The organism is Brevundimonas nasdae (genome assembly GCF_016654005.1).
GTDB lineage: Bacteria > Pseudomonadota > Alphaproteobacteria > Caulobacterales > Caulobacteraceae > Brevundimonas > Brevundimonas nasdae.
In genome coordinates, this window is sequence record NZ_JAEPWN010000013.1 from 63965 (window position 1) to 83451 (window position 19487).

General features: G+C 64.3%; 25 protein-coding genes, 2 tRNA genes and 1 other RNA gene. 18 read left to right on the forward strand and 10 right to left on the reverse strand.

The window, feature by feature from the left end; genetic code table 11:
* Nucleotides 1-56: 56 nt before the first annotated feature.
* Entirely contained in the window at nucleotides 57-572 is a 516-nt protein-coding gene (locus JKF87_RS16355; RefSeq protein ID WP_236261455.1) for a Dps family protein, read from the reverse strand.
* Between the two features lie 135 nt (nucleotides 573-707).
* Nucleotides 708-781: transfer RNA gene (locus tag JKF87_RS16360), tRNA-Gln, on the reverse strand.
* A gap of 198 nt (nucleotides 782-979) precedes the next feature.
* On the opposite strand from JKF87_RS16360, the gene JKF87_RS16365 reads away from it, so the two are divergent.
* Nucleotides 980-1056: transfer RNA gene (locus tag JKF87_RS16365), tRNA-Pro, on the forward strand.
* A gap of 52 nt (nucleotides 1057-1108) precedes the next feature.
* On the opposite strand, the gene ilvC is transcribed toward JKF87_RS16365, so the two are convergent.
* Nucleotides 1109-2128, reverse strand: a complete 1020-nt coding sequence (ilvC, locus tag JKF87_RS16370) for a ketol-acid reductoisomerase (protein WP_201100950.1) — start codon at nucleotides 2126-2128, stop codon at nucleotides 1109-1111.
* Between ilvC and JKF87_RS16375 the strand changes: the two genes are divergently transcribed.
* From JKF87_RS16375 to JKF87_RS16400, 6 genes are all read left to right on the forward strand, one after another.
* Entirely contained in the window at nucleotides 2127-2669 is a 543-nt protein-coding gene (locus tag JKF87_RS16375; protein WP_201100951.1) for a DUF924 family protein, read from the forward strand. The genes ilvC and JKF87_RS16375 overlap by 2 nt on opposite strands.
* A gap of 79 nt (nucleotides 2670-2748) precedes the next feature.
* Entirely contained in the window at nucleotides 2749-4062 is a 1314-nt protein-coding gene (locus JKF87_RS16380) for an SH3 domain-containing protein (protein ID WP_201100952.1), read from the forward strand.
* Nucleotides 4063-4229: 167 nt separating this feature from the next.
* Entirely contained in the window at nucleotides 4230-5087 is an 858-nt protein-coding gene (locus tag JKF87_RS16385; protein WP_201100953.1) for a thymidylate synthase, read from the forward strand.
* The gene (locus tag JKF87_RS16390) at nucleotides 5084-5932 is read left to right on the forward strand and encodes a nucleotide-binding protein (protein WP_201100954.1); all 849 of its coding nucleotides are present in this window, start codon (nucleotides 5084-5086) and stop codon (nucleotides 5930-5932) included. The genes JKF87_RS16385 and JKF87_RS16390 overlap by 4 nt, the downstream gene beginning before the upstream one ends.
* Nucleotides 5929-6228, forward strand: coding sequence for a nucleoside triphosphate pyrophosphohydrolase family protein (locus tag JKF87_RS16395; protein ID WP_236261456.1), 300 nt, complete (start codon nucleotides 5929-5931; stop codon nucleotides 6226-6228). The genes JKF87_RS16390 and JKF87_RS16395 overlap by 4 nt, the downstream gene beginning before the upstream one ends.
* Nucleotides 6229-6308: 80 nt before the next feature.
* Entirely contained in the window at nucleotides 6309-6980 is a 672-nt protein-coding gene (locus tag JKF87_RS16400) for an aquaporin (protein WP_201100956.1), read from the forward strand.
* Between the two features lie 43 nt (nucleotides 6981-7023).
* On the opposite strand, the gene JKF87_RS16405 is transcribed toward JKF87_RS16400, so the two are convergent.
* A complete protein-coding gene (locus JKF87_RS16405) occupies nucleotides 7024-7608 on the reverse strand; it encodes a hypothetical protein (RefSeq protein ID WP_201100957.1) in 585 nt (194 codons plus the stop codon).
* Nucleotides 7609-7665: 57 nt separating this feature from the next.
* Here JKF87_RS16405 and JKF87_RS16410 point away from each other — a divergent pair, with 57 nt between their 5' ends.
* Both JKF87_RS16410 and JKF87_RS16415 read left to right on the forward strand, forming a co-directional pair.
* Nucleotides 7666-8193, forward strand: a complete 528-nt coding sequence (locus JKF87_RS16410; protein ID WP_201100958.1) for a dihydrofolate reductase — start codon at nucleotides 7666-7668, stop codon at nucleotides 8191-8193.
* Between the two features lie 9 nt (nucleotides 8194-8202).
* Nucleotides 8203-8523 carry a YbjQ family protein gene (locus tag JKF87_RS16415; RefSeq protein ID WP_201100959.1) on the forward strand — a complete coding sequence of 107 codons (321 nt, stop codon included), beginning with the start codon at nucleotides 8203-8205 and terminating at the stop codon, nucleotides 8521-8523.
* A gap of 24 nt (nucleotides 8524-8547) precedes the next feature.
* Here JKF87_RS16415 and JKF87_RS16420 read toward each other — a convergent pair whose 3' ends face one another.
* Nucleotides 8548-9645: an NADH:flavin oxidoreductase gene (locus tag JKF87_RS16420; RefSeq protein WP_201100960.1), complete on the reverse strand. Its 1098-nt coding sequence runs from the start codon at nucleotides 9643-9645 to the stop codon at nucleotides 8548-8550.
* An 81-nt stretch (nucleotides 9646-9726) separates the two neighbouring features.
* Nucleotides 9727-10809 carry an Mrp/NBP35 family ATP-binding protein gene (locus tag JKF87_RS16425; RefSeq protein ID WP_201100961.1) on the reverse strand — a complete coding sequence of 361 codons (1083 nt, stop codon included), beginning with the start codon at nucleotides 10807-10809 and terminating at the stop codon, nucleotides 9727-9729.
* 84 nt (nucleotides 10810-10893) lie between these two features.
* On the opposite strand from JKF87_RS16425, the gene miaA reads away from it, so the two are divergent.
* The 3 genes from miaA (at nucleotide 10894) to JKF87_RS16440 (ending at nucleotide 12748) form a co-directional block, all read left to right on the forward strand.
* Nucleotides 10894-11766, forward strand: coding sequence for a tRNA (adenosine(37)-N6)-dimethylallyltransferase MiaA (gene miaA / locus JKF87_RS16430; protein ID WP_201100962.1), 873 nt, complete (start codon nucleotides 10894-10896; stop codon nucleotides 11764-11766).
* 26 nt (nucleotides 11767-11792) lie between these two features.
* Nucleotides 11793-12162, forward strand: a transfer-messenger RNA (tmRNA) gene (gene ssrA / locus JKF87_RS16435).
* A gap of 112 nt (nucleotides 12163-12274) precedes the next feature.
* Entirely contained in the window at nucleotides 12275-12748 is a 474-nt protein-coding gene (locus JKF87_RS16440; protein WP_201100963.1) for an SspB family protein, read from the forward strand.
* Between the two features lie 3 nt (nucleotides 12749-12751).
* Here the strand turns inward: JKF87_RS16440 and JKF87_RS16445 are convergent, their stop codons facing one another.
* Nucleotides 12752-13120 (reverse strand): RusA family crossover junction endodeoxyribonuclease, encoded by a 369-nt coding sequence (locus JKF87_RS16445; RefSeq protein WP_201100964.1) that lies wholly within the window; start codon nucleotides 13118-13120, stop codon nucleotides 12752-12754.
* 59 nt (nucleotides 13121-13179) lie between these two features.
* Here JKF87_RS16445 and fumC point away from each other — a divergent pair, with 59 nt between their 5' ends.
* Nucleotides 13180-14571, forward strand: coding sequence for a class II fumarate hydratase (gene fumC / locus JKF87_RS16450; protein ID WP_201100965.1), 1392 nt, complete (start codon nucleotides 13180-13182; stop codon nucleotides 14569-14571).
* Nucleotides 14572-14640: 69 nt separating this feature from the next.
* On the opposite strand, the gene JKF87_RS16455 is transcribed toward fumC, so the two are convergent.
* Both JKF87_RS16455 and JKF87_RS16460 read right to left on the reverse strand, forming a co-directional pair.
* The gene (locus JKF87_RS16455) at nucleotides 14641-15027 is read right to left on the reverse strand and encodes a YccF domain-containing protein (protein WP_201100966.1); all 387 of its coding nucleotides are present in this window, start codon (nucleotides 15025-15027) and stop codon (nucleotides 14641-14643) included.
* Nucleotides 15028-15128: 101 nt separating this feature from the next.
* Nucleotides 15129-15368: a DUF2171 domain-containing protein gene (locus JKF87_RS16460; RefSeq protein WP_201100967.1), complete on the reverse strand. Its 240-nt coding sequence runs from the start codon at nucleotides 15366-15368 to the stop codon at nucleotides 15129-15131.
* A 167-nt stretch (nucleotides 15369-15535) separates the two neighbouring features.
* On the opposite strand from JKF87_RS16460, the gene JKF87_RS16465 reads away from it, so the two are divergent.
* Both JKF87_RS16465 and JKF87_RS16470 read left to right on the forward strand, forming a co-directional pair.
* Nucleotides 15536-16792 (forward strand): patatin-like phospholipase family protein, encoded by a 1257-nt coding sequence (locus JKF87_RS16465; RefSeq protein ID WP_201100968.1) that lies wholly within the window; start codon nucleotides 15536-15538, stop codon nucleotides 16790-16792.
* A 3-nt stretch (nucleotides 16793-16795) separates the two neighbouring features.
* Nucleotides 16796-16972: a DUF4169 family protein gene (locus tag JKF87_RS16470; RefSeq protein ID WP_201100969.1), complete on the forward strand. Its 177-nt coding sequence runs from the start codon at nucleotides 16796-16798 to the stop codon at nucleotides 16970-16972.
* A 3-nt stretch (nucleotides 16973-16975) separates the two neighbouring features.
* On the opposite strand, the gene JKF87_RS16475 is transcribed toward JKF87_RS16470, so the two are convergent.
* Nucleotides 16976-17860, reverse strand: a complete 885-nt coding sequence (locus JKF87_RS16475; RefSeq protein ID WP_236261457.1) for a DMT family transporter — start codon at nucleotides 17858-17860, stop codon at nucleotides 16976-16978.
* 105 nt (nucleotides 17861-17965) lie between these two features.
* Between JKF87_RS16475 and JKF87_RS16480 the strand changes: the two genes are divergently transcribed.
* Genes JKF87_RS16480 through JKF87_RS16490 form a run of 3 tightly spaced genes read left to right on the forward strand, consistent with a single transcriptional unit; the run spans nucleotide 17966 to nucleotide 19353 of the window.
* Nucleotides 17966-18388, forward strand: a complete 423-nt coding sequence (locus JKF87_RS16480; RefSeq protein ID WP_201100971.1) for a YbaY family lipoprotein — start codon at nucleotides 17966-17968, stop codon at nucleotides 18386-18388.
* The gene (locus JKF87_RS16485; protein ID WP_201100972.1) at nucleotides 18385-18609 is read left to right on the forward strand and encodes a ribbon-helix-helix domain-containing protein; all 225 of its coding nucleotides are present in this window, start codon (nucleotides 18385-18387) and stop codon (nucleotides 18607-18609) included. The genes JKF87_RS16480 and JKF87_RS16485 overlap by 4 nt, the downstream gene beginning before the upstream one ends.
* Before the next feature lie 27 nt (nucleotides 18610-18636).
* Nucleotides 18637-19353: an SIMPL domain-containing protein gene (locus JKF87_RS16490; RefSeq protein WP_201100973.1), complete on the forward strand. Its 717-nt coding sequence runs from the start codon at nucleotides 18637-18639 to the stop codon at nucleotides 19351-19353.
* Nucleotides 19354-19487: the final 134 nt, after the last annotated feature.

The window sequence follows — 19487 nt, forward strand, 5'->3', positions numbered from 1 at the left end:
CCTGTCGACCGGTTATTCCCGATCCATAAGTCTTGGCAAGCGAGAGGGTTGCGCGATCAGCCGTTGCCGCGACGCCCGGTTTCAAACAGGAACCAGACGCGACGCTCGGTCTCGTCCACCCAGTTCTCAAGCAGGCTGGCGGTGGCGATGTCGCCATGCTCGTCGCAGAGGTCGTGGACTTCGCGCATGCGCCCGACCAGGTCATTATTGTCGTCACGAAGCTCGGCCAGCATGTCCAGCGGATCGACATAGTCGGCGTCGTTGTCGCTCACGCGCGACTCCTTGGCGATCTGGCCGATCGACCGCAGCGTGGTCCCGCCGATCTTGCGCGCCCGCTCGGCGATCGGGTCGGTCATGGCGAACAGTTCCGCCGCCTGTTCGTCCAGCAGCAGATGATAGTCGCGGAAGTGCGGACCCGACACATGCCAGTGGAAGTTCTTGGTCTTCAGGTAGATGGCGAACACATCAGCCAGCAAGCCCGTCAGGGCGGCGGAAATGTCCCGCGTGGCGTCCTCGGACAGGCTGGTGGGCGTTCTCAACGGCGCCAGGCGCTTTTCGCGGGCGGTGACCATGATCATTCTCCTCGGCTTAGAACCTATGGCCTAGCTAAGAACCACGACAGCCGAACGAAAGCCCTGACCTGGGTCAATTCTTCTTATGGATATTATCGAGGGATACTTTGCCCGCCCCTTCGTGGGGGCGGCGGATGGCTGGGGAACTAGGACTCGAACCTAGAATGACGGTACCAAAAACCGGAGTGTTACCATTACACCATTCCCCAGCAGGTCCGGCGTTTCCGCCACGTCTCTGCGGCGGAGGCGGTCAGATAGGCCAAACCGTTTTGGGATGCAACACCCTCTTTCAAGACAATTTTCGACCGCTGCAAAAAGGGTGAAATGGGTGCTTGCGAGGTCGGAATCCCATAGCTATAAGCCGCGTCCTCACTTCGGGGCGACGCCGCAAGGCCCGCTCCCACGGTCGGAGTGTGGCTCAGCCTGGTAGAGCACTGCGTTCGGGACGCAGGGGTCGGAGGTTCGAATCCTCTCACTCCGACCATCTTCTCTTCATTGAAATCAATGTGTTGAGCCAGCCCCTTCGGGGCCAGCCTTCATGCGTCGTTCGCCGCCTTGGCGACCAGATTCAGGTGCGCGCCGACCTGTTCAATGGTGCGCAGGCCCAGCGCCTTGCGACGCGCCAAGAGGTCCGGCGAACCGGCGTCATAGTCCGCCATCAGCCGTTTCACGAACCCGCCGCTCTGAACCTCGGCCAGAACCTCGTCCATCGCCGCCTGTGACGCGGCATTGATCACGCGCGGCCCGGTCAGATAGGCGCCGTACTCCGCCGTATTGGAGATCTTGGCGAAGGCGCCCGCGATCCCTCGTTCGTACATCAGGTCGGTGACCAGTTTGGTTTCATAGAAACATTCGAACCAGGCGACTTCTGGCGGATATCCCGCGGCGACCAGCTTCATGAAGGCCGAATCGATCAGTTCGGCGATTCCTCCGCACAGAACCACCTGCTCACCGAACAGATCGCTCTCACATTCATCGCGCATGGTGGTTTCCAGAATCCCCTTGCGACCGCAGCCCAGCGCCGCCGCATAGGAAAGGCCCAGCGCGTGCGCCCCGCCCGTCGCGTCCTGATTCACGCCAAACAGGCAGAAGACGCCCTCCCCGGCCTCGTACAGATCACGGATGCGCGGCCCGATTCCCTTGGGCGAGGCCAGAATCACATCCAGATCGGCGCGCGGGGACACCAGTCCGAATCGCACCGACAGGCCGTGGGCGAAGATCAGGGCCGCGCCAGACTTGATGTTCGGCTCCAGTTCGTCGCGCCACAGGTCGCGATGCGCCTCGTCCGAGGTCATCACCGCAACCACATCGGCGCCCGTCGTCGCTTCGCCTGCCGTCATGACGACGAATCCGTCCGCCCGCGCCAGCGCCCGCGTCTTCGAATCGGCCTTCAGCCCGATCACGATGTCCGCCACGCCGGAATCACGCAGGTTCAAGGCATGGGTGCGGCCCTGGCTGCCGTAACCGATCACGGCGACGCGCTTGCTGCGTATGATCGACAGGTCGCAATCGCGGTCATGGAAGACAGGCAGAGGATTGGGTAGGGTCTGGGTCATGACCGTTCTCATAACCCCATCCGCCGTCGTCGCCTTCTGGAAAGACGCCGGCCCCGCCAAGTGGTTCGCCAAGGACGTGGCCTTCGACACCGTCTTCCGCGACAGCTGCCGCGCCGCACACTGGACCGCCGCCCGTCGTGGTCTGGACGACTGGATGCAGACGGCTGAGGGGGCGCTCGCGCTATTGATCCTGCTGGATCAATACCCGCGCAACAGCTTCCGCGGCACGGCGCATCAGTTCGCCACCGATCCTCTGGCCCTGATGTTCGCCAAACAGGCCGTCGAGCGCGGTTTTCATCTGCAGGTCGAACCGGACCTGATGAACTTCCTCCTTCTGCCGTTCGAACATTCAGAACGGATCGAAGATCAGGACCGCTATATGGAGCTGGTCGCCGGCGACGCCGAGCTGGAGAAATGGGGCGGCGTTCACCGCGACATCATCGTCCGCTTCGGCAGGTTCCCGCACCGCAACGCCTGTCTGGGCCGTGAAACGACGCCAGACGAGCAAGCGTTCCTGGACGAAGGCGGCTTTGGCGGGTGACAGCGGCAAACTGAACAGTTGTCATTCAGCCGCAGCAAGGCTAAGTGCCGCCGTTTTTTGACAACTGTTCGCTGGAATCATGCCACATTTTGCTTGCGGTCTAAGCGCCGCTGTCGCGCTGACGTTCACATTCACGACTGCCGCTGACGCGCAAATTCTGGGCCGCCGCAACAACAACGCGCCCGCAACCGTCATCAATGAAACCCCGCGCTGCACTCAGAACCTGGGGACGGTGGCCATCGCCGAAACCCAGGGCGTCCTGTTCAGCCAGATGGGCATGGGCGCCCCCACCGAGCTGCTGCGCACGCTCATTCGCGATTCCGGCTGCTTCACCCTGATTGAGCGTGGCCCCGGCCTCAACGTGGTTGAGCGTGAACGCGAAATCAGCGGCGCTGGACGCGCCCGAACGGCTGACTTCGTCCTGGTCGCAGAACTGGCTAATCCGATCGACGCGGCGGCGGAAGCACAACGTTCCGGCATGCTGAGGGGCCTGGCGTCTGCGGGCGGCCGCGCCCTGCTCAACGTCGGCGTCGCGGCGGCGGCGAGCACCCTGACAGGAGACGGCGGCGGTTTCGGCGGCGGCGGCCTGGGAGGGCTCGGCGGCTTGGGCGGGCTGGCCGGACTGGGGGGCGGCGATGCTGCCGGCCTCAACCCCATGCAGATGCAGGCCCTCAGCATGGCCGCCAACGCCGTCGGCGGCATGACCGGCCAGGGCGCGCAGCAACAGCAGGCGGCTCAGTTGAACGCCAGCACGGTCAACCGCATTCGCGACATCAAGAAGGATATCGGCCGCGGCAAGGAAGACGCCCAGATCGTCTTCTCCCTGACCAGCGTGCCTTTGGCGGAAACCGTCGGCCACGCCCGTTCGACGGCCAATAAGGATGATGTCCGCCGTCTGCGGATCCGCGACAACCACTTCGGCGGTCGCGTCGGCGCCGGGTACGAGAAAGAAGACGAAGGCAAGATCATCGCTCTGGCCCTTGTGCGCGGCTACGCCGATATGGTGACCCAGTTGGGCGGCATGGGCTCGTCCACTCCCGAAGTCACGCGCGCCAACCGCGAAGCCATTCGCGCCGAAACTGAACAGCGCGAACAGACCGAACGTCGCGAGCAGGAGCGTGTGGAGCGCGAACGCGAGGCAGAGCGTCGCCGCATCCGCGATGAAGTCCGTCGCGAAGAAGAAATGCGCCGCGCGGCCGCCGCACCGTCGATGGCCACCCGCCGCCTCCAGGCGCCCGCCGTCCTGAGATCGGCTCCGGATGGCGCCGTGATCCGCCCCCTGGCCGCCGAAACCGTCGTCTTCCCAACGGGAAAGGTCGAAGGCGATTGGGTCGAGGTGCTGGACGCCGACGACAACATCGGCTGGCTTCAGGGTGAACGCCTGAGCCGCTGATCCAGTGAAAGCCCGCCGCATGTCGGCGGGCTTTATTGTCGTTCAGACTGAGCTGAGCCGCGGATGATGATCATTCTCTAATCCGCTGATTCGATTTCTTGTGGACGCCCATCCAGGCGGCGGAATTATCGGGGGCCACGAATCATTTTCTGAGGCACGCTCGACGCATGAACGCTCAGGTCGCCCCCGCTGAACTTCAAGCACGCACGGACGCCGCGCCGACGGATCATCCCGAGTGGCAGTATCTGAACCTGCTGCGCGACATCCTCGACAATGGCGTGCGCCGCGACGACCGCACCGGCACCGGCACCCTGGGCGTCTTCGGTCGCCAGATCCGCTTTGATCTGGCCAAGGGCTTCCCGGTCCTGACGACCAAGAAGCTGCACCTGCGTTCGATCATCATCGAACTGCTGTGGTTCCTGCGCGGCGAGACCAACATCGGCTGGCTCAAGGAGAACGGCGTCCGCATCTGGGACGAATGGGCAGACGCCGAGGGCGAGCTTGGCCCCGTCTATGGCAAGCAGTGGCGCTCGTGGACGGCGCCGGACGGCCGCGTCATCGACCAGATTGAGAAACTGGTTCACGGGCTCAAGACCAATCCGAACGGGCGTCGCCACATCGTCAGCGCCTGGAACCCGGCGGACGTGGACGACATGGCCCTGCCGCCGTGCCACTGCCTGTTCCAGTTCTTCGTCGCAGACGGAAAACTCAGCTGCCAGCTGTATCAGCGCAGCGCCGACATCTTCTTGGGCGTGCCGTTCAACATCGCCTCCTACGCCCTGCTGACCCTGATGGTGGCCCAGGTCGTGGGTCTGGAGCCGGGCGAGTTCGTCCACACCTTCGGCGACGCCCACCTGTATCTAAACCATCTGGAACAGGCCGAGCTTCAACTGACGCGCGAGCCCCTGCCCCTGCCGACCATGAGCCTGGCGCCCAAGGCCGACCTGTTCGCCTACGAACTGTCCGACTTCACCTTGAACGACTATCAGGCCTGGCCGCATATCAAGGCCCTGGTCTCCAAGTGAGCGTCAGGCCGCCGGTCTTCATCGGCTCCTCGGTCGAGGGGCTGGAGGTGGCCTATGCGATCCAGGAAAATCTTGAGTTCGACTGCGAGCCGACGGTCTGGCCGCAGGGCGTTTTCCAGCCGTCCAGCGCGGCCCTGGTCGACCTGTACGCCTTCACGCGCCAAGCCAAGTTCGCCATCTTCGTCTTCACGCCCGACGACGTCCTGCATATGCGCGGCTCAGCCCTGCCTGTGGTGCGCGACAATGTGATCTTTGAACTGGGCCTGTTCGTCGGCGCGCTGGGACCGCGGCGATGTTTCTTCGTCGTGCCGTTTGAGCATGAAATGCATCTGCCGTCCGATCTGGTCGGGGTGGAGCCGCTACGGTACGTCGCCGACCGGCGCGACGGGAATCTCCGTGCGGTGCTGGGTCCCGCCTGCAACCGGGTGCGGCACGCTCTGCGCGCAGAACCGGCCACCCTGCCAACGGCCAGCACATCGCCCATGATGGCGCAGACGCCTCTGCAACTGACCCAGAGCCTGGTTGCGACCTGGAACTCAGAAGCTCTGATCGCTGTTCGCGCCGTGCTGCGCGCGGGCATCCCCTTTCATATCTCCGACGATCCCGACGGCGTGGCCACCGAAGCCCTGACCCAGGCCTTCAACTTCCTGAACAGCGTCGCCGACGGCGTCCTGTCCGGCCAGGTCAATGAGCATCTGGCCACCGTCACCTTCAGGCAACCGATGATCGAGGTCTGGACCCGCGCTTTCGGCTATTTCGTCCCTCAGGGCGGCGATCCTGAAGAAGCCTGGACCCCCATGCCGCCAATCGGCCAGCTTGCGACACGATGGACGACCGTTTCTTGACCCTATCCGACCTGACCGCCTCGGTCTTACGCATTTCCGACATCTACGCCGCCGAACACAGCATCGACCGCGACCGCGACTGGGCGCTGCTGAAGCTGCAGGAGGAACTGGGCGAACTGACCGCCGAGCATCTGCGTCTGTCCAGCCGCGCACGCGGGACGCCGGACGCCCAGGCCCTGGGCGACGAGGCGGCGGATGTGCTGGGCATGCTGCTGATCTACTGCGCCAGAGCTGGAATCGACCTGGATCAGGCGATGCAGCGGAAATGGCTAAAGTGGCTGGAACACAAGTCGTAACGACATGTGGTCAACCGGTGGTTTTCAGAGCAACCTCTGCTCATCCGCGATGGTGCGGGTGAAGAACGGGGGAAACTCTCATGTTGAAGAAGTTCACGGCCGAACTGGTCGGAACCGCAGTTCTCGTGCTTTTCGGTTGCGGCGCCGCCGTCCTGGGCGGTTTTGATCATGTCGGTCAGTTGGGCATCGCCCTGGCGTTCGGCTTCGCCATCATCGCCATGGCCTATGGCATCGGCCCGGTCTCAGGCTGCCACGTCAATCCGGCGGTCAGCCTGGGCGCCTTCGTCGCCGGACGGATCAGCGCCAAGGACATGCTGGTCTATTGGGTCGCCCAGTTCATCGGCGCCGTCATCGGCGCGGCCATCCTGGGCCTGATCGCCAAGACCGGCTTCGCCAATCTGGGCCAGAACGGCTTCGACGCCGGATCGCCCGGCGGTTACGGGCTTCACGCGGCCCTGATCTTTGAAATCGTGGCGACCGCCATCTTCGTCATCGCCATTCTGGGCGTAACCGGCGCCAAGGGGCATGGCGCCTTCGCTGGCGTCTCCATCGGCATCACCCTGGCGGTGATCCACATCGTCGGCATCCAGGTGACCGGCGTGTCGGTCAATCCGGCGCGCAGCTTCGGTCCTGCCCTTCTGGCGGGCGGTCAGGCGTTGTCGCAGGTCTGGGTCTTCTTCGTCGCCCCCGCCATCGGCGCGGTCATCGGCGCGGCCTTCTTCCGTCTGAAGCTGCTCGAACCAGACGCCTGACGGCGCAAGGTCGGGGATGGCCTGTCGCCATCCCCGACCGCTTTCATACTGACGGCGCGATCATCGTCATCGGCTTCAGACGCAAGGTCAGGGTGTCGCGGCTCTCGATCCGCTCCAGCAGGATGCGGTTCTTCAACGCGCCCATCGCCATAGTGGCACGAAAGGCGATGATCTCACCCGGCGCGGCGATGAAGCCTTCCAGCGTCGGCTTGTTCTGTTTGCCCGCCAGACCGCCGAAGGCCATCGAAATCTGATGCCCGCCCGGCTCGACGGAGATGGCGGTGAACCGTGGGCTTTTCAGCTGCGCGACGAACTGGTCGTCAATCAGCAGGTCCATGCCCGCCGCCATGCCGACGAAGCCTTCGCGAAACACGATCAGCATCGCCTTTCCGGGCTCAGGGTGGAAATCCAGCACGGCCTGCTTCTGCTCCGCCGTCGCCGCCTTGCCCCGCTTCGTTCCGGCCAGGTTGGCCATGATGTAGGCGGTGAATACGCCCAGAAAGCCGCCAATGAACATGGGCGTCATGCCGGGCGACACGCCTGCGGATCGCAACAGCATCGAGAACCCGGCCGACACCACGAAGGCGACCAGGAAACCGACGACGATGGCGGGGACGTACTTGCTCACAGGCGGGCTCGCGTTCATTGAATGGCCTCCTCCAACGCACGGATACGGTGACGGTTCTTGTCCCAGCCCAAGATTTCTCTCGTCGTCGCTCGTGGGCGAAACGGCGTCATCGGCCGTGACGGCGACCTGCCCTGGCGGCTGCGCTCTGACCTTCAGCGCTTCAAGGCGATCACGGTCGGAAAACCTTGCCTGATGGGCCGCAAGACCTGGGAGAGTCTGCCGCTGAAACCCCTGCCCGGCCGCCTGAACATCGTGCTGACCAAGGACGAATCCTACGAAGCCGACGGCATGGCCAAGGGCGCCCTGGTCTGCTCCACCCTGGACGAAGCCATCGAGATCGCCCGCGAAACGGCGCAGGACGACGGCGTCGAGGAAATCTGCGTCATCGGCGGCACGGCTCTGTTCGAAGCCGCCCTGCCCCGCGCGAAACGTCTCTACATCACCGAGGTGGACGCCAGCCCGGAAGGCGACGCCGTATTTCCGCCGTTTGATCAGACAGACTGGATCGAGGCATCGGCCGAATCTCATCCAGCGGGTGAGAAGGACGATCACGCTTTCACATTCCGCGTTCTTGAGCGCCGCTAGGAGACCTTGATGTACGTCACCACCACCAACGACCTGCCCGGCTTTCGCGTCACCCGCCACATCGGCCTGGTGCGTGGCGTGACGGTGCGCTCGCGCAACGCGATCTCCGACGCCATCGGCGGCGTCCAGTCGATGCTGGGCGGGCGGGTCGGCGCCTATGTCAAGCTGGCTGAAGCCGGTCGCCAGGAAGCCTATGACGAACTGGTCAAACATGCCGAGGCCCACGGCGCCAACGCCATCATCGCTGTACGCTATGACGCCACCGAGATCATGCCGGGCGTGACCGAAGTTCTCTGCTACGGCACGGGCGTGATCGTCGAGCCGGTCTGACCAGACCGGCCCGACGCCGCGGTCTTACGACAGTGTCGCAAGCGCCTCACGTTCGAAGTTCTGCAGTTCGCTGGTGCGGCCGTCCCTGATCTTGTTGACCCATTGCGGATCAGCCAGCAGGGCGCGGCCCACGGCGACCAGATCGAACTCTTCGTTTTCAAGGCGGCGGATCAGACCGTCCAGCGACGCCGGGCGCGACCCTTCGCCGCCGAAGGCCGCGATGAACTCGCCGTCCAGCCCGACCGAGCCAACCGTGATGGTCGGCTTGCCGATCAGCTTCTTGGTCCAACCTGCGAAGTTGAGGTCCGAGCCTTCAAACTCCGGCTCCCAGAAACGGCGCTGCGAGCAGTGGAAGACATCGACGCCCGCGTCTGACAGCGGCGCCAGCCACTCGACCAGTTGATCCGGCGTCTCGGCGATGCGCGCTGCGTAGTCCTGCTGCTTCCATTGCGACAGACGCAGAATGACGGGAATGTCGTCGCCCACGCCCTCGCGGATCGCCTTGACCACCTCGACGCCGAAGCGGGTGCGATCTGCGATGGTCGGGCCGCCCCAGCGGTCTTCGCGGGCGTTCAACCCGCCCCAGAAGAACTGGTCGATCAGATAGCCGTGGGCGCCATGGATCTCTACGGCGTCGAAGCCGACTTCTCGCGCAGCCCGCGCCGATTTGCCGAAGGCGGCGATCGTGTCGGCCACGTCCTCCTCGGTCATCGGCTCATATTTGGCCTTGCCCGGCAGGGTGAAGCCGGAAGGGCTGTCTACCTTGCCCAGCGGCGTCCAGTCCGCGCCCTGGCCACGGGCCGATCCGACGTGCCAGATCTGTGGCGCGATCAGACCGCCCGCCGCGTGAACCTCATCCACGACCGACTTCCACTGCGGCAGGGCTTCACCATGGAAGACCGGCACATTGGCGTCGTTTCGGGCGGCAGGACGTTCGATCACCGTGCCCTCGGTGACGATCAGGCCCACCCCGCCCTCGGCACGGCGGCGATAATAGCCCGCGACGTCCGACGTCGGGATGCCGTTCGGTGAAAAGGACCGGGTCATGGGGGCCATGACGATCCGGTTGGGCAGCGTCAGGTTCTTGATCTTGAACGGTTGGAAAAGGGCGTCGACGCTCATAAAGCGCTCCATTGGCGATTGGTAATGGCCAAGGTGGCGGTTAGGGTTGCGTTTGAAAACCCTTCCGGCCGACTATTTTTCCTAAAGGTTCAGACCGGAAATTACGCGCTCGGCGACAGTTGCGAACCGGGCCGCAAGATCCCCATCTGGATCGACCGCGACAGGCGGGAGCCCGGCGTCCCCGCCTGCCCTCAAAGCCGCGTCCAACGGCAGGTCGCCCAGGAACGGAATGGACAGACGCTCCGCCTCGGCCTTCGCGCCCCCCTGCCCGAACACGGGACCGCTCATATTCTCGATCAGACCCAGGGTCGGGACATTGACCCGCTGGAACAGGGTGTGAGCGCGCCGCGCATCGGCCAGCGCCACTTCCTGCGGGGTCGAGACGATGACCGCGCCGTCCAACGGCGTCTTCTGGATCAGGGTCAGTTGCACGTCGCCGGTGCCGGGCGGCAGATCGATCACCAGGACGTCCAGCGGGGCCTCCGCCGTACCCCAGCGCGTCTGGGTCAGCATCTGGGTGATCGCCTGGGACGCCATCGGTCCGCGCCAGATCATGGCGTCATCCATCTTGGTCAGCAGTCCCACCGACATGGCCTTCAGGCCGTGCGCGACATGGGGGACGATAGCCCCGTCCTCATAGGCAGGCTGGCCGCTGATCCCCAACATGGTCGGCAGTGACGGGCCATATACATCGGCGTCCAGGATGCCGACCGACAGCCCGCGCGCCGCCAGCGCCGCCGCCAGATTGACCGCAACCGTGGACTTGCCCACGCCGCCCTTGCCGCTGGCCACCGCCAGAACCCGGCGGACATGGGCCGGACGATCCGTCGCCACCGGCGCCTTGGCCCGCCCCTGATCGACGGCGGCCTTGGACAAACCGGCGGTGCGCGGGGCGCCTGCTGGCTTGCTCAGGCCCGGCCTGGCTTCCGCCGTCAGGATGACCGACACCCGCGCCATGCCCGGAATGGTTTTCAACGCCGCCTCAGCCGCATCTCGAACCGGCGCATAGGCGGCGGCCTGACTGCGGTCGACCTCCAACGCGAAACCGGCCCGGTCGTCGGCCACCACCAGTCCCTGAACCAGACCAGCGGCGACCAGCCCCTGCCCCGAAACCGGATCAATGACAGTGTCGAGTGCGGCGATGACGGCGGAACGTTCGACCAAGGCGGTCTCCCAAAAACATACGGGCGCTTGCAGGCGATAAGCCGGGCGTTCTATCGCCGTCAGACACGACCTGCGAGCCTCCATTTGTCCCAACCGCCATTAGTCACCCTGATCGCCGGGCCAACCGCCTCCGGCAAGTCCGCGCTGGCGCTGAAGATGGCGCGCGAAACCGGCGCCGTGATCATCAACGCCGACAGTCAGCAACTGTACGCCGATCTGCGCATCCTGACGGCGCGTCCCTCGGTCGAAGAAGAGGCGCAGGCCGATCACAGACTGTATGGCGTGGCGGATGCGGCAGACGCATGGTCGGTTGGGCGATGGAGCCGGGCGGCGCTCGATCTGGTGAACGCACTGACCGCTGAGCGACGCCCCGTCATTCTGGTTGGCGGGACTGGACTTTACTTCACCGCCCTGACGCGCGGCCTGGCGGACATCCCCGCCGTACCGAATGAGGTGCGTGATCAGGTCGAGGCTGAGTATCTCGCGGTGGGCGAAGCCGCGTTTCGCGCCCGCCTTGCCGAAGTCGATGCTCCCGCAGCACGCAGTATTGAACGCGGAGATCGCCAGCGTCTGATCCGGGCGATGAGCGTTCACGCCGCCAGCGGTCAGGCCCTTAGCCAATGGCAGGCCGAAACCACCCCCCTGCTTCCGCCCGGCAGCTGGACCGGTCTGGTGATCGAACCGGACCGTAGGCGACTTTATGACAACTGCGACCAGCGCGTGGATCTGATGATGGAACAGGGCGCCCTGGATGAGGTTCGAGCTCTCGTTTCCCGCAACCTATCGTCCGCCCTTCCCGCCATGAAGGCGGTCGGCGTGCGTGAACTGTCCGCTCTCATCAAGGGTGAGCTCTCTCGTGGTCAGGCCGTCGATGCTCTCAAACAGACGACAAGGAACTACGCCAAACGGCAACTGACCTGGTTCCGCAATCAGACGCCCGGATGGCGTAGGGTCTAAAGGGAAAATCCCAATCCAAACAGGCGGCGCTTGGAATGCGCCCGCACAAGCCCTATATTGGGTTTGTCCGGTTTCGGCCGGACTATGGCGATAAACGCGCTTGTAATAAGCGGACCGGACCCGGGTGCGATTCCCGGCGGCTCCACCAACTTTCTCCCCGCGTTATCGGCGGAGGCAGCATGGGGCCGACTAGCATCGACGGACGTGTAAAGAGGATTGCTTTCGCTCGTCCTGGCCCACCGTATCGGGCCATTTTCTAACTGCGAACGATAACTTCGCTGGAGAAGTCGCTCTCGCCGCGTAATGCGGTTCGGGTGATTTCGAATCTTAAGTCCTAGGGGTTCAGATCCTTGGGCGGGGCCCGTCGGGGGGCCTGGCAACAGAACCCCCGGCACTTTCCAAATTGTGATCAGGGGCCTGTCGCATAAATCGCGACGGTTCACCTTAATGATCCCTTTCGCGCGAGGCCCGTCGCCGCTATCAGTCGCGCTCAGGTTATGAGGTGACGATGAGCGACCAAGCCCCTCCGGTCGATGAGATGCAGTACGAGCGTCTGGCGCACGAGGCCCTGAGAGGCGTCGTCAGATCGGCGCTGGAACACGTGCTGGCCGAAGGTCTGCCCGGCGCCCATCACTTCTACATCACGTTCAAGACCCGCGCCGCAGGGGTCAGCGTTCCGCCGGACATCCTCGCCAAATATCCCGAGGAAATGACGGTGGTGCTGCAACACCAGTACGAGGATCTGGCCGTCGACGCCGACCAGTTTTCGGTCAAGCTGCGGTTCGGCGGCCTGCCCAAGCATCTGGTCATGCCCTACTCGGCCATCACGCGATTCTATGATCCCAGCGTGCAGTTCCTGCTGCAGTTCGAGGAGCCGGAAATCGTCGAACCGATCGAGGAAGAACCGACCCCGCCCAAGGACACGCCTCCGATCTCTGACGGCCCCAAGGTCGTCTCGCTGGATCAGTTCCGCAAGAAATAGGCCTCAGCGCACACGTGGATAGGAGCGGATCGTGATCCGTTCCTTTTCGCCTTCATTGCGCTCGACCACCAACCGCGCGACCTGGCTGTCGTCGTGGAACAGATAGCCCTTGATCGAATCCAGCAGGGCCTTGGCCAGGTTATCCAGGTCCATCCACGGCGGATCACCGACGTGCTCCATTCGGATTTCAACGACATGGTCGCCCCAGGATGGGCGTGACGACCATTCCTTGCGCATGAACTCGTAGACCAGCGGTTTGTAGTATTTGGCCTGGGTCGTCAGGCCGTCGATGACGATCTCGACAGCGTCGCCGTCTTCGCGTGCGCGGACCTTTCCGGTCCCGATCCAATCGCCGTTCGTCTTGCCCTGCATGACTTGCGTGCTACACCGCCGCGCAATCAATCGCCACGCCTGAGAGACGAGTCCCGCGCATGAGCAACGTCCGCATCGAAACCGACACCTTCGGCCCCATCGAGGTCGCCGCCGATCGCTACTGGGGCGCCCAGGCGCAGCGGTCGCTGGGCAACTTCAAGATCGGCTGGGAGAAGCAGCCCCTGCCGGTCGTGCGCGCCCTGGGCATCGTCAAGCGCGCCGCGGCCGAAACCAACCGCGACCTGGGCAAGCTGGACCCCGCTCTGGCCGACGCCATCGTCAAGGCCGCCAACGAAGTGATCGAAGGCAAGCTGAACGACCATTTCCCGCTGGTCGTCTGGCAGACCGGCTCCGGCACCCAGTCGAACATGAACGCCAACGAGGTGATCTCGAACCGCGCCATCGAGATTCTGGGCGGCGAAATGGGCTCCAAGAAGCCGGTTCACCCGAACGACCACGTCAACATGAGCCAGTCGTCCAACGACACCTATCCCACAGCCATGCACGTCGCCTGCGCCGAACAGGTGGTCAACGACCTGCTGCCCGCGCTGAAGCACCTGCACGCCGCGCTGGAGGCCAAGTCGGACGCCTGGGCGCACATCATCAAGATCGGCCGCACGCATACGCAAGACGCCACCCCCCTGACCCTGGGCCAGGAGTTCGGCGGTTACGCCCAGCAGGTTGAGAACGGCATCAAGCGTATTGAGCAGACCCTGCCCGCGCTGATGGAGTTGGCCCAGGGCGGCACCGCCGTCGGCACCGGCCTGAACGCCCCCGTCGGTTTCGCCGAAAAGGTCGCGGCCCAGATCGCCCAGATCACCGGCCTGCCCTTCACAACGGCGCCGAACAAGTTCGAGGCCCTGGCGGCGCACGACGCCATGGTCTTCAGCCACGGCGCCATCAACACCGTCGCCGCATCCCTGTTCAAGATCGCCAACGACATCCGCTTCCTGGGCTCCGGCCCGCGTTCGGGCCTGGGCGAACTGGCCCTGCCGGAGAACGAGCCCGGCTCGTCGATCATGCCGGGCAAGGTCAACCCGACCCAGTGCGAAGCGCTGACCCAGGTCTGCGTCCAGGTGTTCGGCAACAACGCCGCCCTGACCTTCGCCGGTTCGCAGGGTCATTTCGAGCTGAACGTCTACAACCCGGTTATGGCCTACAACTTCCTGCAGTCCGTGCGCCTGATCGCCGATGCGGCCATCAGCTTCACTGACAACTGCGTCGTCGGCATCGAGGCCCGCGAGGACAATATAGCGCGCGGCCTGAACAACTCGCTGATGCTGGTGACGGCGCTGAACGGCAAGCTGGGCTACGACATCTGCGCCAAGATCGCCAAGACCGCGCACAAGAACGGCACCACTCTGCGCGAAGAAGCTGTCGGCGGCGGCTATCTGACCGACGCCGAGTTCGACGAAGCCGTGCGTCCCGAGAAGATGATCTCGCCGGGCTGAGCCTGATACAGATCACCGAATGATGGCCGGTTCTCCTGCGAGAACCGGCCATTTTCGTTTTTGCAGCCTCTATCGCTTGTCGCGGATCGTGCGCCCGACCGGCGCCAAAGCCAGCTTGGCCAGCTCAAGATGTTTCAGCGCAAACGGAATGCCGATGATCGAGACGAACTCAGCCACCGCGATCATCAGGTGCGACAGGGCGATGTACCAGCCCGCGACCACGAACCAGACGATGTTCAGCACGACACCCAGGCAACCGGCGACCGGGTGCGCCTCTTGCCAGACGACCTCGCGCCCAAACGGCCAGAACGAGTAGCTGGCGATGCGCCATGCCGCAAAGGTCCACGGCAGGCCTACGACGGTCAGACCCAGGATCGCGCCGCCCAACAGCCACAACAGGCCGGACAGCCAACCGCCAAGGACAAACCACAGCAGATTCAGGATCAGACGGATCAAGGATGTCGCTCCAACGTCGCGCCATTCACGACAGGCGCACAGATACGCGAAAGGCCCCGCTGGCGACAGCGGGGCCTTTTTCAGTCAGGCGATGACGAAGACTAGTGCGGCTTTTCCGTCCAGCGCGCCTTGGCTTCATCCTTGGTCAGATTGAGGTGGACATGTTTGTCATCCACCCGGTCAACCCAGCTGGTCGGGATCATATGGTGCTTGAATCCGCCAGCCAGATCCATCTTGGCCAGTTCGATCTGGTCGCCGAGCAGATGGTCGACACGACCGACATGGCCGCCGTCCGAACCGACGACTTCGAGGTGTTCCTTGATCTGAGAGGAATTAAACATGAGCTTCTCCTTTCGGGCAGGATTGTCCTGGCTTTGGAAACGCGATGGCGCGTAGCGAGTTTCAAACTGCGGCGCTTGCAGGTCGGCGGCTTCGTCTTCCTGTGATGACAGAAGGCTCCTGCGGATTGTACAACGCTGGCGCGCGAAACAGGGTTGGAACATAGCGAATGCCACGGATCGGTGCTGGCCTGCTGGGCCTTGTCATGGCGTTGGCCCTGTCTGCATGCGGCACCCTGGACCGGCCGGTCGGGCCGCTCAGAATCACCGACGGCACGCTGATCAAGGCGGCGGACCCGCGCATCCGCGCCAATGACAGCGCCCGCCTTCAGGCCTTCACCCAGGAGATCGGCGGACGCCTGCGCAGCGATCATCCGACCACCATGCTGGCCCTGTCAGGCGGCGGCGCCAACGGCGCCTATGGCGCAGGCGTTCTGGTGGGCTGGAGCGATCATGGCGACCGGCCCCGCTTCGACGTCGTCACCGGCGTCAGCACCGGCGCCCTGGCCGCCCCGTTCGCCTACCTCGGCCCGGAGTGGGATGACGAACTCCAGCAGGCCTACACCAGCGGCGCCGCCGACAATATTCTGAGCTGGCGCAGTTTCGCCGCCTTCCTGAACCCCAGTCTGTTCTCGTCCAAGGTTCTGCGCGATCTGGTCGATCAGAACGTCACGCCCGAGTTGATGGCCGCTGTCGCCCGTGAAAACGCTACGGGACGCAAGCTGCTGGTCGCCACTACGGACCTGGACAGCGAAGAGACCGTCATCTGGGACATGGGGCTGCTGGCCACCCAGGGTGACGACAACGCCCGCGAACTATTCAAAGAGGTGCTGGTCGCCTCCGCCAGCATCCCGGGCGTCTTCCCGCCCGTGCTGATCGCAGGGCTTCAGTCGAACAATGAAGTCGCGCTGGAAATGCACGTCGACGGCGGGGTGAACACCCCCTTCCTGGCGATCCCGGAAGACCTGATGCTATGGACCCGGCCCGACAATCAGGGGCGCGTCGGCGCCCTGTACGTCATCGTCAACGGACAGGTCGGCCGCAATGACGGCGTAACACCGGGCCGAATCTCGGGCATCCTGGCCCGCACCTATGACAGCATGAGCAAGGCCTCGTTGCGCATACATCTGGCCGTCACCGCCGCCTTTGCCCAGCGAAACGGTCTGGACATGTCCCTGTCCGCCATCCCCGACAACGTCTCGGCCTCCAGCCTGAAATTCGATCAGGAGACTATGACGGCGATGTTCGATCTGGGCCGCCAGCGCGGTCGAACCGCTGACGCCTGGACCCGACTGGATCAGCAATCGGTAGGACGCCCCTTGATCACGGGCGCAACGATCCCGGACGCGGAGGTGCCCACGGCTCTGGCCCTGCCGCCGGAATCCGATCCCGCAAAATCGGCCCAACCCGCCCAGCCCAAGGAATAGTCCATGGGCGAGATCGTGAACTTGAATCGAGCTCGCAAAGACCGAGCAAAAGCCGAAGACCGCTCTCGCGCCTCGACCAACCGCGTGGCCCACGGTCGCACCAAGGCCGAGAAACAGGCGGCGGCGAAGGAAAGTGAACGCGCATCCCGGCTGCTCGACGGGAAAAAGCTGGACGACTGAGGCTCAGGCCTTGGGCGCGCGGATCAGCAGGACCTGTCCGACCAGCACCAGCGCCAGACCGATCAAGGCCGACCACCCGAAACGGGCGCCCTCGAAAAGCACGGACACCAGCATGGCGATGGGCGGCGTCAGCGCCGAGATATAGCTGGCCAGCGCATAGCCCCGCTGACGTGCGATGCTGAAATACAGGCCGAACGCGATCACCGATCCAAACAGCGACAGATAGAGCAGCGACAGCACATAGGCGGGCGTCAGTTCGATCCGCCAGGTGACGCCCGTGAAGACGCCATAGATGGCCAGCATGGCTGTGCCATAGGCCATGGCCCAGGCCGTGGCGGTCAGCACCGGCGCACCCGCCTGCTGGCCCTTCCAGGCGAACCAGTTGCCAAGCGCCGAAGCCAACACCGCCGTGATGGCGAAAATCACGCCCAGTCCGGGGTCCAGCCCCGCCCCCGTCCCCGACAACTGACCGAAGGACAGGACGCCAACCCCCACGACGCCCAGCGCCGCGCCGCACCAGGCGGCGGATGAGGCTTTCTGGCGGCCCAGAACCCGGAACAGGATCAGGTTCACAAACGCCAGCGCGGCGAAGATGACGGCGACGACCGCCGAGGCGACCTGCGCCTCCGCTGCATAGACAAAGGCGTAGCTGATCGCGAAGACGAACGCCCCCTGCCCTATGGCCGCCAGATGCTGGCTGCGCGTCAGGCGCAAAGGCCGACGGCTCACAGCGCAAAATCCGAACAGGACCGCAGCCGCAAGGCCAAAACGCCACACGACCGAAACGATGGGCTCCACCGACCCCAGCTGCAGTGTGATCGCAAACCAGGTCGTGCCCCAGATCAGGGCGCAGATCGTGACAGCGACGGCGACGAATGACCTGTTCAAAACGCGGGCTCCAGCGAGGGAACCGTCCCTTATCATGGGTATTCAGAAAGCGTCGCTCCCCCGCAAAGCTTCGGTGTGGCATACTGGACCAAAAGGAGTTTCTCCATGCGCTTCGCCCCGATCATCCTGCCTGCCGCCTTGACGCTGGCCGCCTGTGCAACGCCAGCGCCCGTGGCCCCGCCCGATGTCACCACGGGAACCACGGTCGTGCACGTCACCGCCTTCTATCGCGAGCGCATCATGCTGCCGCCCGGTCACGTGCTGAACGTGCGTGTCGAGGACGTCAGTCTGGCCGACGCGCCTGCGCGGGTTCTGGCCGAAGCCAATGAGCCCATTGCCGGCGGCCCGCCCTATCGCCTGACCCTGGCCTTCTCCAGCGCCGAGATTGATCCGCGTCACACCTATGCGGTGCGCGCCGACATCCGCGATCCGTCCGGCGCCCTGGTGTTTGTGACCGACACTCACACGCCCATCCTGACCAACGGCGCACCGACGTCTGCAGAGATTGTGCTGAAGTCCATCCGTTGAGCGGGTTGAGCAAACGCTCGGTCGTTCTGGCCGGACACGCGACCTCGGTCGCGCTGGAACCTGAATTCTGGGCGGTTCTGGACCGCATTGCTCAGACGCGCGCCCTCAGCAAGGCGCAGTTGCTGGCCGATGTCGACGCCAACCGCGGACGACGCCCGCTGGCCTCGGCCTGTCGTCTTCTGGCGCTGGATTGGGTGGCGGAACACGGCAAGCCGTCGTAGCGTCCGCGAACCCAAAGGAACCAAATCATGGACAACGCCCGCCTGATCCCCGCAGCCGTCGTCGGCGGATTGCTCGCCATCGGTCTGATCGGCGGCGGCGCCCTGATTGGTCAGGGCGTTGTCAACGCGCGGGCGGGCGACCGATCCGTCACCGTGCGCGGTCTGGCGGAAAAGGACGTTGAGGCTGATCTGGCGGTGCTGCCGATCCGCTTCACGGCCTCCGGCGATGTCCTGTCCGAGGTTCAGGCCCGGATCGACAGCGACCTGGCCACTGTGCGGCAGTTCCTGAAGGAGCAGGCCTATCCTGATGCGTCCGTCGATCTGGGACGTCTGGAGGTCACCGACACCCGTTCACGCGAATACGCCAGCCAGACCGGCGGCCCGCGCTTCATCCTGGCCCAGACCGTCATCGTCCGCACCAATGACGTTGACCGCGTCCAGACCACGACGCGCAGCCTGAATGACCTGGTTCGTCAGGGCGTGGTGCTCCAGGATTTCCAGGGTCCGTCCTACATCTTCACCAAGCTCAACGACGTGCGACCGGCCATGATCGCTGAGGCCACCGCCGCCGCCCGCACGGGCGCGGAACAGTTCGCCAAGGATTCCGGGGCGCCTCTGGGCCCCATCAAGTCCGCCGGACAGGGATCGTTCGAGATTCTGCCGCGCGACGGATCAGGCGATGAGTCCTCTGCGCTGAACAAGAAGATCAGGGTCGTCACGACCATCAGCTACCGCCTGCGCTGACAGACAGTCGCCAGGGCCGTCGAGGGGGCGTCTCGCCCGCGTGCAGACGTGCAGACAAGGGACTGACTTTGTCCTCTGTGCTGCTTATGTTCTCCTGATCAGATTCTGACGGCCTGGTTCCGTCCAGCCACAAG

Coding starts and splice junctions, on each gene's coding strand:
- JKF87_RS16385 (WP_201100953.1), top strand. CDS start 4,230: ATGAACGCTCAGGTCGCCCCCGCTGAACTTCAAGCACGCACGGACGCC.
- JKF87_RS16445 (WP_201100964.1), bottom strand. CDS start 13,120: ATGCAGGGCAAGACGAACGGCGATTGGATCGGGACCGGAAAGGTCCGC.
- fumC (WP_201100965.1), top strand. CDS start 13,180: ATGAGCAACGTCCGCATCGAAACCGACACCTTCGGCCCCATCGAGGTC.
- JKF87_RS16420 (WP_201100960.1), bottom strand. CDS start 9,645: ATGAGCGTCGACGCCCTTTTCCAACCGTTCAAGATCAAGAACCTGACG.
- JKF87_RS16470 (WP_201100969.1), top strand. CDS start 16,796: ATGGGCGAGATCGTGAACTTGAATCGAGCTCGCAAAGACCGAGCAAAA.
- ilvC (WP_201100950.1), bottom strand. CDS start 2,128: ATGACCCAGACCCTACCCAATCCTCTGCCTGTCTTCCATGACCGCGAT.
- JKF87_RS16400 (WP_201100956.1), top strand. CDS start 6,309: ATGTTGAAGAAGTTCACGGCCGAACTGGTCGGAACCGCAGTTCTCGTG.
- JKF87_RS16460 (WP_201100967.1), bottom strand. CDS start 15,368: ATGTTTAATTCCTCTCAGATCAAGGAACACCTCGAAGTCGTCGGTTCG.
- JKF87_RS16375 (WP_201100951.1), top strand. CDS start 2,127: ATGACCGTTCTCATAACCCCATCCGCCGTCGTCGCCTTCTGGAAAGAC.
- JKF87_RS16490 (WP_201100973.1), top strand. CDS start 18,637: ATGGACAACGCCCGCCTGATCCCCGCAGCCGTCGTCGGCGGATTGCTC.
- JKF87_RS16480 (WP_201100971.1), top strand. CDS start 17,966: ATGCGCTTCGCCCCGATCATCCTGCCTGCCGCCTTGACGCTGGCCGCC.
- JKF87_RS16355 (WP_236261455.1), bottom strand. CDS start 572: ATGGTCACCGCCCGCGAAAAGCGCCTGGCGCCGTTGAGAACGCCCACC.
- JKF87_RS16465 (WP_201100968.1), top strand. CDS start 15,536: ATGCCACGGATCGGTGCTGGCCTGCTGGGCCTTGTCATGGCGTTGGCC.
- JKF87_RS16415 (WP_201100959.1), top strand. CDS start 8,203: ATGTACGTCACCACCACCAACGACCTGCCCGGCTTTCGCGTCACCCGC.
- JKF87_RS16380 (WP_201100952.1), top strand. CDS start 2,749: ATGCCACATTTTGCTTGCGGTCTAAGCGCCGCTGTCGCGCTGACGTTC.
- JKF87_RS16440 (WP_201100963.1), top strand. CDS start 12,275: ATGAGCGACCAAGCCCCTCCGGTCGATGAGATGCAGTACGAGCGTCTG.